Source organism: Nocardia macrotermitis (assembly GCF_009604405.1).
Classification (GTDB): Bacteria; Actinomycetota; Actinomycetes; order Mycobacteriales; family Mycobacteriaceae; genus Nocardia; species Nocardia macrotermitis.
Genome location: NZ_WEGK01000004.1, coordinates 190,262 through 200,672 on the forward strand (window position 1 = coordinate 190,262; position 10,411 = coordinate 200,672).

The 10,411-nt window shown below is 67.2% G+C and carries 13 protein-coding genes; 7 read left to right on the top strand and 6 right to left on the bottom strand.

Translation table 11 applies throughout. From position 1 onward, the window contains the following. Positions 1-51: 51 nt before the first annotated feature. From NRB20_RS11055 to NRB20_RS11065, 3 genes are all read right to left on the bottom strand, one after another. Entirely contained in the window at positions 52-780 is a 729-nt protein-coding gene (locus tag NRB20_RS11055) for a class I SAM-dependent methyltransferase (RefSeq protein ID WP_227833415.1), read from the bottom strand. A 71-nt stretch (positions 781-851) separates the two neighbouring features. Further along, positions 852-1,547, bottom strand: coding sequence for an NAD(P)-dependent oxidoreductase (locus tag NRB20_RS11060; protein WP_153409991.1), 696 nt, complete (start codon positions 1,545-1,547; stop codon positions 852-854). Between the two features lie 25 nt (positions 1,548-1,572). Next, a complete protein-coding gene (locus NRB20_RS11065; RefSeq protein ID WP_153409992.1) occupies positions 1,573-1,944 on the bottom strand; it encodes a DoxX family protein in 372 nt (123 codons plus the stop codon). A gap of 162 nt (positions 1,945-2,106) precedes the next feature. Here NRB20_RS11065 and NRB20_RS11070 point away from each other — a divergent pair, with 162 nt between their 5' ends. The 5 genes from NRB20_RS11070 to NRB20_RS11090 all read left to right on the top strand — a co-directional run bounded on the left by NRB20_RS11070 (position 2,107) and on the right by NRB20_RS11090 (position 5,850). Further along, positions 2,107-2,940 carry a thymidylate synthase gene (locus tag NRB20_RS11070; protein WP_153409993.1) on the top strand — a complete coding sequence of 278 codons (834 nt, stop codon included), beginning with the start codon at positions 2,107-2,109 and terminating at the stop codon, positions 2,938-2,940. After that, on the top strand, positions 2,937-3,422 hold the full coding sequence (locus tag NRB20_RS11075) for a dihydrofolate reductase (protein ID WP_153409994.1): 486 nt from the start codon (positions 2,937-2,939) through the stop codon (positions 3,420-3,422). The genes NRB20_RS11070 and NRB20_RS11075 overlap by 4 nt, the downstream gene beginning before the upstream one ends. A gap of 146 nt (positions 3,423-3,568) precedes the next feature. Then, the gene (locus NRB20_RS11080) at positions 3,569-3,895 is read left to right on the top strand and encodes a cupin domain-containing protein (RefSeq protein ID WP_040819011.1); all 327 of its coding nucleotides are present in this window, start codon (positions 3,569-3,571) and stop codon (positions 3,893-3,895) included. 78 nt (positions 3,896-3,973) lie between these two features. Then, positions 3,974-4,975 carry a Dyp-type peroxidase gene (locus NRB20_RS11085; RefSeq protein ID WP_153409995.1) on the top strand — a complete coding sequence of 334 codons (1,002 nt, stop codon included), beginning with the start codon at positions 3,974-3,976 and terminating at the stop codon, positions 4,973-4,975. 74 nt (positions 4,976-5,049) lie between these two features. Further along, positions 5,050-5,850 carry a family 1 encapsulin nanocompartment shell protein gene (locus NRB20_RS11090; RefSeq protein WP_153409996.1) on the top strand — a complete coding sequence of 267 codons (801 nt, stop codon included), beginning with the start codon at positions 5,050-5,052 and terminating at the stop codon, positions 5,848-5,850. Between the two features lie 73 nt (positions 5,851-5,923). Here NRB20_RS11090 and NRB20_RS39545 read toward each other — a convergent pair whose 3' ends face one another. Continuing rightward, positions 5,924-6,403 (bottom strand): MarR family winged helix-turn-helix transcriptional regulator, encoded by a 480-nt coding sequence (locus tag NRB20_RS39545; protein WP_406603816.1) that lies wholly within the window; start codon positions 6,401-6,403, stop codon positions 5,924-5,926. 128 nt (positions 6,404-6,531) lie between these two features. Between NRB20_RS39545 and NRB20_RS11100 the strand changes: the two genes are divergently transcribed. Together NRB20_RS11100 and NRB20_RS11105 are read left to right on the top strand one after the other, a co-directional pair. Continuing rightward, on the top strand, positions 6,532-7,080 hold the full coding sequence (locus NRB20_RS11100; protein WP_319944744.1) for a hypothetical protein: 549 nt from the start codon (positions 6,532-6,534) through the stop codon (positions 7,078-7,080). A gap of 25 nt (positions 7,081-7,105) precedes the next feature. Continuing rightward, positions 7,106-7,501, top strand: coding sequence for an NUDIX hydrolase (locus tag NRB20_RS11105; protein WP_153409998.1), 396 nt, complete (start codon positions 7,106-7,108; stop codon positions 7,499-7,501). 223 nt (positions 7,502-7,724) lie between these two features. Here the strand turns inward: NRB20_RS11105 and NRB20_RS11110 are convergent, their stop codons facing one another. Further along, a complete protein-coding gene (locus tag NRB20_RS11110) occupies positions 7,725-9,425 on the bottom strand; it encodes an MFS transporter (RefSeq protein ID WP_153409999.1) in 1,701 nt (566 codons plus the stop codon). Positions 9,426-9,533: 108 nt separating this feature from the next. Further along, complete coding sequence (locus NRB20_RS11115; RefSeq protein WP_153410000.1) at positions 9,534-9,905, bottom strand: hypothetical protein; 372 nt, start codon at positions 9,903-9,905, stop codon at positions 9,534-9,536. Positions 9,906-10,411: the final 506 nt, after the last annotated feature.

Sequence of the window (10,411 nt, forward strand, 5' to 3'; positions counted from 1 at the left end):
ACCGCGCGCCCTCTCCGACGCCGGAGCGTCGCCCACATTGATACTCCATGGTCAGTGGAGTGAAAGTGCCTTGTTCGCCTCGAGTACGAGCACCGGTAGCTGTGGCGCTCCCGCTTCGTCGAATTCCGGATGGAAGTCGTGCCGAGTGAAGCGTTCGAGCATCTGGTCGGCCAATCCGTTGGTTTCGAGCCGACCGGTTCGCAGGGCCGTGATGGACCAGGTCGGCTCGGCAAAGAGCGAGCGGAGCCGCTGTTCGGAAACCGGATGGGGCGAGTACAGGTCGCCGTGCTCGGCCGGAGTGAAACAGAATTGGATCAGTCGGCCGCCGGGTTTCAGCACTCGGATCAGCCCATCCACATGTTCGCGTTGTTGTCGCGGATCGAGGTTGTGCAGCAGACCGCTGCTCAGCACCGTGTCGAAGCGGCTGTCGTACCCCTCGAGGACGGTCGCGTCCGCGACGGCGAAATCGACCGCCAGCCCACGTGCCGCTGCTCGGCCGCGGGCCTGCGCTATGGCGGTAGGTGCGACGTCCAGACCGGTGACCACGTACCCGAGGCCGGCGAGATGAACCGCGTTGTCACCGGGGCCGCAGCCGATATCGAGTACTTCCCCGGTGATGCGGCCCTGCTGTTCGAATTCCACGACCAGCGGTTGCGGCCGTCCGATGTCCCATGGCGCGCGTTCGAGGACGAGGCCGGTGGAGAATTCGTCGCCCCGGTACATCGGCTCGAAGTCGGAGGTCGTCATATCGACCTTCGGTGTCGCGTTGCTGTCGGTCATCGTGCATGTCCTTTCAGGTTGTACGGATTTCAGGTCGTACGGATCGGATCTCGTCAGGCGACGGTGTCCAGTCAGCGATCGGCGAATGCTTCCTTTCGGACCAACCGGAAGAAACCCGGGTTGCCGACGGTCGTGATCACACCGACGGCTTTGCGCAGATACCGGACGTCGCCAGCCAGCGCCAGCAGACTGGCAGCGAGGTCGGTACGTGCGGTGAACCGCCCCTCGGCGCGGCCCTCGGCAATGTGATAGGCGGTGATATCGGGCCGGTCATACAGTCCGGCCGGGCGCACGATCGTCCACTCCACGGTGCTCGCGCGGATGAGGTCTTCCATGCGCCGCATGTCGTCGTAGACGGTTTTGCCGAGCACGTTCACCACATACGGTTGAAGTACGCGGTTGAACAGGAATCCGGCATCGGCGTAGGGATGCGGATCGACCGCGGTCGAGGTAACGGCGACCAGCCGCCGCACGCCCTGTCGGCGCATGGCCGCGATGATGTTGCCGATCCCGTGGGAGTAGGTCACGACGGGCGCCCTGCCGAACGGCACGCCGAGCACCGACAGCACAGCGTCCGTACCGGCCAGGACAGGGTCGAGCGCGGCCTGGTCGAGTACGTCGGCGCCGGCCACGGTAAGTCGATCATGGTGCAGCGGAAACGAATCCGGACGGCGCGTTACCGCAACGACGTCATGCTCCGCGGCCAATGCCAGATCGGTGAGGAGCCGACCGGTGGGCCCGTTGGCTCCGAATACGGCGATACGCATGGGAATGCCTTTCATGGAGCGGCGGCTAACCGGCCAGGCCGAGAGCCAGACTCGCGATGGCGAGGGGCAGGAAGAACGTCACGGCACCGAAGAACGTCTGCGAATAGTCACTCACTCGAATATGGGTGTAGGCAGCGCAGACGAAGAACAGGACCAGACCGATCGCTGCCGCCGTGCCGATGAGAGGCACACCGAGCAGGCCGATCGCAAGACCTGCCGCGCCCGCGGTTTTCAAGGTGCCGATGGGAAAGATCAACCAGGACTGCGGGATTCCCGCAGTCTCCATCGCCGGACCGAGAGTCTTCATGATCGGCCCGAACCGCGTGATCGCGGCGAGGCCGGAGAACGCATTGGCACCGATGGCGATGAGCGTGACGACCAGATGTGCGGTGGGCATCCAAACCCCTAAAGTATGAGTCTCGTATGATACGGTACTGATATTATATCGAGAGCGCAAGAGATGTGCACGATCCGATGCTCGGCTTTCACCCCGTACGCGACAGCTGGCGTCGGAGCCGCGGCAGTACTCGCCTTCCGAAATCTGCGTAAGCTGCCTGTCATGGACGACTCGCGGCTCAGAGCGGTATCCGACGTCTTTCCCGACACCCAGTACGAGGATCTGCTGCGGCTGGTGCTCGGCACGGGGACGGCGAAATCCGATCGGACCGGGACCGGGACGCGCAGTGTGTTCGGACATCAGCTGCGGTACGACCTGTCGACCGCGTTTCCGCTGATCACCACGAAGAAAGTGCATCTGAAGTCGATCGTCTACGAATTGCTGTGGTTCCTGCGCGGCGATTCGAACGTGGCGTGGCTGCACGAGCACGGGGTGAGCATCTGGGACGAATGGGCCGACGCGCGCGGCGAGCTGGGGCCGGTCTACGGGGTGCAGTGGCGGTCCTGGCCGACGCCGGACGGTGCGCAGATCGATCAGATCTCCGAGGTGCTGCACACGCTGCGGACCAATCCCGATTCGCGGCGGATGATCGTCTCGGCGTGGAACGTGGCCGATCTGGACCGGATGGCGCTGGCCCCGTGCCACGCGCTGTTCCAGTTCTATGTCGCGGACGGGAAGCTGTCCTGCCAGCTGTATCAGCGCAGCGCGGATCTGTTCCTGGGTGTGCCGTTCAATATCGCGAGCTATGCCCTGCTGACCCTGATGGTCGCCCAGCAGACCGAGCTGGCGCCGGGTGATTTCATCTGGACCGGCGGGGACTGCCATATCTACGACAACCACGTCGAGCAGGTGCGAGAGCAGCTCGACCGGGAGCCGTATCCGTTCCCGCAGTTGCATCTGCGGCCCGCGCCGTCACTGTTCGACTACGAGTACTCCGATGTGGAAGTGGTCGGATACCAGCATCATCCGGCGATCAAGGCGCCGGTCGCGGTATGACGCGGATCGGCTTGATCTGGGCGCAGGCCAGGAACGGCGTGATCGGCCGGGACAATGCGATCCCGTGGCACATTCCCGAGGATATGGCCCATTTCCGCAAGGTCACCGGCGGACATCCGGTGGTGATGGGACGTCGCACCTGGGATTCGCTGCCCGAGCGTTTCCGGCCGCTGCCCGGGCGCCGCAATATCGTCCTGACGCGGCAGCCGGACTGGGCGGCGACCGGGGCCGAGCACGCCGATTCGCTGGAACAGGCGCTGCGGACACCCGGAACCGATCCGCTCTGGGTCATGGGCGGCGGCGAAATCTACCGTGCCGCAATGCGATACGCGACCGAGCTGATGGTCACCGAGGTGGACGCGGAGATCGACGGCGACGCGTACGCGCCCGATATCGGCCCGGAGTGGGTCGCGCGGGATTCGCCGTGGGAGCAGTCCAGCACCGGGTTGCGCTACCGCGTGCGGCACTACACCAGACGCTGACGCCGGCCGATCCGGACGAACGCGGATGATCCGGACGAAACATCGAATTGCAATGTGAAACAGCACGTTCTCGACCGGCCTCTCCGGCATACTCACGACTATTCAGCCCGTGACAACTCGCACGGCACAGGCGTGAAAGGCTGTTCATGGACAAGAAATCCCTGACCGCGGTGGCCCGCCAACAGCTCAAACTGGCCGCGGCCAATACCAGTGGGCGCAGTTCGCAGACCCTCTGCGGTGGCCACACCCATTCGCTGCGACAGACCGTCATCGCGCTGACCGCGGGGCAGAGCCTGGCCGAGCACGAGAATCCGGGCGAGGCGACGTTGCAGGTGTTGTCCGGCACACTCACGTTGTTCAGCGGGGCCAACGAGTGGAAGGGTTCGCCGGGCGATCTGCTGATCGTGCCCAGCGCCCGGCACAGCGTCTCCGCGGTCGAGGATGTCGCGTTCCTGTTGACGGTCGCGAAGTAGCCGGGTGGCTGTCGCGAAATAGCGAGTGCGGGGGGCCATTCCGCGTCTTTGTCGGTGGGTCCCCGTACGCTGTCGATCATGAGTGAGGCGCAGCAGATCCTCGATCCGCTCACCCGAGCCGCGCGGTTCCTGGTCGTCACGATCGACGACGGCGGCGAGAGCAGCGTCCGCGAACTGCTCGCGGACCTGTCCGGTCTACGTCGTTCGGTGGGGTTCCGGGTCCCGGGCGCGGATCTGAGCTGCGTGACCGGTATCGGGTCCGCGGCGTGGGACAGGTTGTTCGCCGGTCCACGCCCGGCCGAGTTGCACGAGTTCCCCGGTTTCGCCGGCCCGCGGCATCAGGCTCCCACCACGCCCGGCGATCTGCTGTTCCACATCAAGGCCGAAGCTCAGGACGCCTGTTTCGAGTTGGCGATGGCGATCGGCGAGAGGTTGCGCGGCGCGGCCACGATCGTGGACGAGACGGTGGGGTTCCGCTATTTCGAGCAGCGCGATCTGCTCGGGTTCGTGGACGGCACCGAGAATCCCGAGGGCGCGTTCGCGGCCTCGACGGCGCTGATCGGCGCGGAGGATGCGGCGTTCGCGGGCGGTAGTTACGTCGTCGTGCAGAAGTACCTGCACGATCTGGAGGCGTGGAACGCGCTGCCGGTATCGGAGCAGGAGCGGGTGATCGGCCGGAGCAAGCTGGGCGATTACGAGATGTCCGATGCCGAGAAGCCGCTGAATTCGCACGTCGCGGTGAACACCCTGATCGATCCGGACGGTACGCAGCGGCAGATCCTGCGCGCGAACATGCCCTTCGGCAGTGTGCGCGAGAGCGAGTTCGGCACCTACTACATCGCCTACGCCGCGACGCCGAGCGTCACCGAACGCATGCTCGAGCGGATGTTCCTGGGCAGCGACGAGGCCGCCTACGACCGCATCCTGGATTTCTCCACACCGATCACCGGGACCCTGTTCTTCACCCCGCCCGCGGGTTTCCTGGACGATCTGCCCGATCCACCCACCGCGCCCGCCGTACCCGAACCCGCGCCCGCGAGTTCCGGGGACGGCTCCCTGGGCATCGGCACATTGAAGTAAGGACCCGGCATGATCGGGTCGAGTACGCGAGCGGTCCGGCCCACCGGCCCGGCCACGTCGAAAGGACTCCAGCGATGAACAATCTGCACCGCGAACTCGCACCGATCACGTCCGAGGCGTGGTCGGCGATCGAGGACGAGGCCAAGCGCACCTTCAAACGCCATATCGCCGGACGTCGCGTGGTCGACGTGTCCGGACCGCACGGCACCGAGTTCTCCGCGGTCGGCCTGGGCCGCACCACCGTCATCGACGCGCCCGACGAGGGCATCGTGGCGCGGCAGCGGCAGGTCGCGCCGGTGGTGGAGTTGCGGGTGCCGTTCACGCTCTCGCGCGAGGAACTCGACAATGTCGAGCGCGGCGGGCAGGACACCGATCTGGACGCGGTGAAGGATGCCGCGCGCAAGATCGCCTACGCCGAGGACCGCGCGATCTTCGAGGGATACGCCGCGGCCGGGATCACCGGGATCCGGGCGTCCTCCTCGAACGATCCGATCGCCCCGCCCGCCGACGCCCGGCAGGCCCCCGAGGCGATCGCACAGGCCGTCACCGCACTGCGGCTGGCCGGTGTGGACGGCCCGTACTCGGTGCTGCTGAACGCCGACCTCTACACCGCGGTCAGCGAAACCTCCGACCACGGCTACCCCATCCGCACCCACATCGAACGCCTCATCCCCGACGGCGACATCATCTGGGCCCCCGCCATCGACGGCGCCTTCGTCCTGACCACCCGCGGCGGCGACTTCGATCTCCAACTGGGACAAGACCTTTCGATCGGCTACCTGTCCCACGACGCCGAAACGGTACAACTGTACTTCCAGGAGAGCCTGACCTTCCTGGTCTACACCGCCGAGGCCGCGGTCGCCCTGCGTCCCTGAGACGGCGCGGATCGAGCCGCCGACAGATCACCTACGGAACCGCACTGTGCTCGCGACGCATCGTGGACCGCCGCTATATCGGGTGACCTGGGCGTACCACTGCCGCGAGGCATCGCAGTCCGTCCATGAGGGCTGTTCGCTGGGCAGCAGTGAGACGCTCGATGAGCGTGGTTTCATGATCGAGCAAGTCACGGACCACCCGCTCGATCAGCTCATGCCCCTCGGCAGTCAGAGTCACCAGGATGCCACGGCGAGACGAGGTGGTCGGCTCGCGGATTATCAGCGCTGCGGTTTCGGCGCGAGCCAGGCGTTGCGAGACGGCGCCGGCGGTCACCAGGCTGCGAACGGTGAGCTGACGAGTCGTCAGCTGATAGGGCGGGCCGGCACGGCGGAGAGTGCTGAGCAGGTCAAGGGTGGATTCGTCGATGTCGAGCCGGGCCAGGGTGCGCTGCCGCTCCTCGCTCAGTAACTTGGCAACCCGCCACAGCGGCGTGATGACTTCGATGGATTCGGTGCTAGCACCCGGTAGTTCACGTTGCCAGTCGGCGGCGATCTGCGCTGCCGTCGCGCTGGGTACGGGATGATGATCCCGGGCTGTATATCGGAGCGAGTGGCCTTGTGGGGGTCGGGCGGGTGTGGTCCGCGGTTTCTGCTGTTGCTTCGGGCCGGTACGGTGCTGTCGTGGACGGGAAGGACCGAGCGATGGTGCGTGCGGGTGTGGTGCCGGGGCAGCGGGTGTTGGTTTATGGGGTGTTGGGGGTGGTGGCTACCGCGGTGGTTTGCGGGGGGATCGTGGGGGCGTTCGGGGTGAATCGGGTGTTCACCGGGTTGTTCGCGGGGAGTGCGGTGGGGATCGCGGTGTTGGTGGCGTTGTTCGGGCGGGATGTGGTGGTGCTCGGGGAGCAGGCGATCTCGCGGCGGACGCCGCTGCACGAGAGTGCCATCGCGTGGGATCGGGTGGTGGCGGGGCGGTTCACGCTGGACGAGCGGGCACGCTGGGCGTTGGCGCTGGATCTGTCCGGTGGGGACGAGCAGCACGGTGAACTGGTGCTGCTGTCTATTCCGCCGGTGGTGCGGCCGGTGTCCAACGCCTATGAGCATCGCAAGCGGGAGCAGGTCGCGCAGATTCGGAAGATGTTGCGGCACAAGAGGATTCCGGTGACGGTGTTGCCCGAGATCGCCGGGGCGCTGCACGAGCACTGGAAGCTGGCCCCGCCCACCGCGCACTGACGGACCGAAGAAGAAGGTGGACACCATGATTCGCACCGCGGCGCTGGCTTACGTCCGCGATCGCAGGCTGTTGCAGGCGCGTTCGACGGGTAAGGACGTGTTCTACATGGCGGGCGGCAAGATCGATCCCGGGGAGACCCCGGTGCAGGCCCTGCACCGGGAGGTCCGTGAGGAACTCGGCGTCGAGGTCACCGAGTACACCGAACTCGGCGTCTTCGAATGCGAGGCGTACGGCCACGCCCCCGGCACCGCCCTGCACATGACCTGCTTCACCGCCGACCTCGGCGGCGACCCGCACCCCACCAGCGAGATCGCCGAACTCCGCTACTTCACCGTCGGCGAATACGCCGCCATGCCACACGTCGCCCCAGGCTCCATGCTCGTCTTCCGCCACCTGCAAGCCCTCGGCCTCATCGACTGACCGGCGCACACGACGAGCCGACGCACATCGCGCCTCGAACGTCCCGTATGCCCCGACACGCGAATCCCATCACCGGCACGCGGCTCGGCCGCATTGATCGAACGGCGCGCTCGACCAGCCGACGCACGACCGCGCCTCGAACGCGCCACTGGTCAGCGACTCGCGAATTCCATTGCGCCCGTAACGTTGTCGCACTCGGATTCACGCGGCATCGCCGAACGGATCAATCCTCGCTGGCGTCGGTTCGATCCGGGGTGGAGACCTCGTCGGCGGCCTCTTTCGCCTCGGGCGCAGCGTCCGAGACCGCTTGCGCGCGCAGCGTCCGCACCACGCCGGGTGGGATGCGGGTGGCGGCGCAGAAGCCCAGGAGCAGGATTACAGCGGCGACCAGGAGGGCGGCGCGGGTGGCGTCGGTGAAGCCGCGGGCGAGGGCCTCGACGACGGCGGGGTCGGCGTGGTGGGCGCGCAGGGCGGCGATCGCGCCGCCGGCCGAATCGTGGGTGACGATGGTGACCTCGCGGGCGGTGCGATGCGGCAGATCGTGGATCGCGGCGAGCCGATCGGTCAGTGCGTGACCGAGGGACAGCGACAGCGCGCCGCCGAGAATCGCCACGCCCAGGGACGCGCCGAAACCGGCCAGCGTGGTCTGGGCGGCGCGGCCGCGGCGGTAACTGCGCTCGCGCGGGGTGCCGGACAGCGTGATGGCGGTGAGATGTGCGCAGGTCACGCCGAGCCCGAGGCCGTAGCACAGCAGCAGCACCGCGACCCACCACGGCGAGATGTCCGCGGTGATGCACAGCGCGGTCAGGGCGATGGTGACGGTCTGGATGGCCAGACCCAGCCGCACGATCCGCACCCGCCCGAGTTCGGCCACCGGCCCCCGCGCGACCAGCCCGCCGAGCAGTGCCCCCAGCGCCGCGACCGCGACGATCAGGCCGCTGTGCAACGTGGACAGGTCCAACACGTCGACCAGATACAGCGGCAGTACGAAGAGCAGGCCGAAAACGGTCAGTGCGCTCGCGAACGCCGCCGCCGCACCCCACCGGAACGCGGGCTTGGTGAACAGCGAAAGATCCAGCAGCGCAGGACGATCCGACTGCGCGCGATGATGCTCCCAGAGCAGGAACAGCACCAGCAGCACGATCCCGAGCACCAGCAGCACCGGGGCGGGTGAGGCCGCCGCGCGCACCGACCAGTGCAGGCCGAACACCGGGAAGGCCCGCAGCGGCCGCCCCCAGCCGTAGGCCGCGCCCTCGATCAGCGCGAATACGACCACCGCGAAACCGGCCGCGCCGAGCAGGAATCCGTCGATGTCCAGGCCGCGATCCTCGGTGCGGACCTCGGGTACCACGACCAGGATGCCCGCCAGCAGGATCGCGCCGATCGGCACGTTCACCAGGAAGATCCACGGCCAGGTGAACGACGTCGTCAGCCAGCCGCCCAGCAGCGCGCCGAGCACCGCGACGACGCCGAGCGCCACCCCGCCGGCGGTGTACGCGAGGGTCCGATCGCGGCCGCGGAACACCGCGTCGATGGCGCTGAACACCCCCGCCGGAACGCACGCCGCCCCGGCGCCCTGCACGATCCGACCCCAGATCAGCAGGTCCGGATGGTGTGCGGCGGCGGCGAGCAGACTGCCCGCGACGACCAGCACCACACCGATAGCCATGAGTGTGCGCATCCCCACCCGATCGCCCACTCGCCCGGCGGTGATCAGCAGCGCCGCGAACACCACCGAGTACGCGCACAGCACCCACTGCGCGGCGGAGAACCCGAGTCCGGTGCCCGCGATGACCGCGGGCATCGACACGCCGACGATGGTGGCGTCGAACACCAGCGTGCCCGCCGCCAGCGCGAGTGCCCCCAGCGCGAACCAGCGCGCCCTGCCCCGCAGCGGTCCCGAATCGACATCGGTGTCCGTCATGCGCCACTCCCGCCGTCACCCGACAACCGTGGAGCACTCAGTCTACGGTGAGTTAGCCAGAAATTGTCTGCCGTCGGTTCAGTCGATGCGCGAGCGGCTGGCGGCCACTCATTCCGGCACGCCGGCCACGGCCAGGATCGCCTGGGCTACCGCCAGGCCGTGGGCGGTGCCGCCGGTGCGGCCCGAACTGCTCAGGCCGGTGCGCTGCAGGGCGTTGTCCAGGCGCGCGGTCCACTGCGGATACAGCGCGGTCAGGATGGTGTGCGCGGCGACCGCCATGGCCGCGTCCGGCGCCGCACCCGGTTCCGGAACCGGCGGGTCGGCGAGATAGCTGGGATATGGGATCGAGGCGATACCGCGGTACGCCTCGTACATCGCCAGATGCGTCATCGCGAGCGCCCTGGCCATTCCTCCGACATCGGCGTGCTCCGTCCTGTTCGCCCCGAGCACCTGAAGATTCCAGTACAGGATCTGATCCACCGTCTGTTTTCCTACTCCAACTGACCGCGGTACAGGCCCACACGCACTGCCGCGGCCCGACGGACGATCCGTCCCCTCCCACGATCCATCCCACCCGCGAGAAAATCCGCAGTACCCCACTACCTGTATCCCCAAGTGACACCCATCACCACCCGAGTACCCGTCGATCATGAAACCTCCCGAAACCCCCTGCCCCACAACACATACCGCAGTCGAGAAGCTCCCATCGCCAACCCGGTCGTCGCTACGCGGGTTTGCGACGACATCGTGCCCGCAGGCCCGGAGCGATTGCCGCCCCGACAGCCCGCCCCATGTTCCCGCTGCTCGCGAATACCCGGAATAAACTGCCGCACAACATATACCGCGCTCCCCAACCGCTGATCGGCTGCCGGAACTTTCCGAAGAACCGGACACCAGCCGGGCGTTCGGCACTTCGCTGGACACGACATCCCCGCACAGCTGTCAGGGCATCAAAGTGGCCGGGTCCACTCTGCACCGGAACCGGG

Excerpts from the sequence above, each read along its gene's own strand:
- NRB20_RS11110 (WP_153409999.1), bottom strand. The coding sequence starts at position 9,425 with ATGACGGACACCGATGTCGATTCGGGACCGCTGCGGGGCAGGGCGCGC.
- NRB20_RS11075 (WP_153409994.1), top strand. The coding sequence starts at position 2,937 with ATGACGCGGATCGGCTTGATCTGGGCGCAGGCCAGGAACGGCGTGATC.
- NRB20_RS11055 (WP_227833415.1), bottom strand. The coding sequence starts at position 780 with ATGACCGACAGCAACGCGACACCGAAGGTCGATATGACGACCTCCGAC.
- NRB20_RS11070 (WP_153409993.1), top strand. The coding sequence starts at position 2,107 with ATGGACGACTCGCGGCTCAGAGCGGTATCCGACGTCTTTCCCGACACC.
- NRB20_RS11090 (WP_153409996.1), top strand. The coding sequence starts at position 5,050 with ATGAACAATCTGCACCGCGAACTCGCACCGATCACGTCCGAGGCGTGG.
- NRB20_RS11105 (WP_153409998.1), top strand. The coding sequence starts at position 7,106 with ATGATTCGCACCGCGGCGCTGGCTTACGTCCGCGATCGCAGGCTGTTG.
- NRB20_RS11060 (WP_153409991.1), bottom strand. The coding sequence starts at position 1,547 with ATGCGTATCGCCGTATTCGGAGCCAACGGGCCCACCGGTCGGCTCCTC.
- NRB20_RS11085 (WP_153409995.1), top strand. The coding sequence starts at position 3,974 with ATGAGTGAGGCGCAGCAGATCCTCGATCCGCTCACCCGAGCCGCGCGG.
- NRB20_RS11065 (WP_153409992.1), bottom strand. The coding sequence starts at position 1,944 with ATGCCCACCGCACATCTGGTCGTCACGCTCATCGCCATCGGTGCCAAT.
- NRB20_RS11080 (WP_040819011.1), top strand. The coding sequence starts at position 3,569 with ATGGACAAGAAATCCCTGACCGCGGTGGCCCGCCAACAGCTCAAACTG.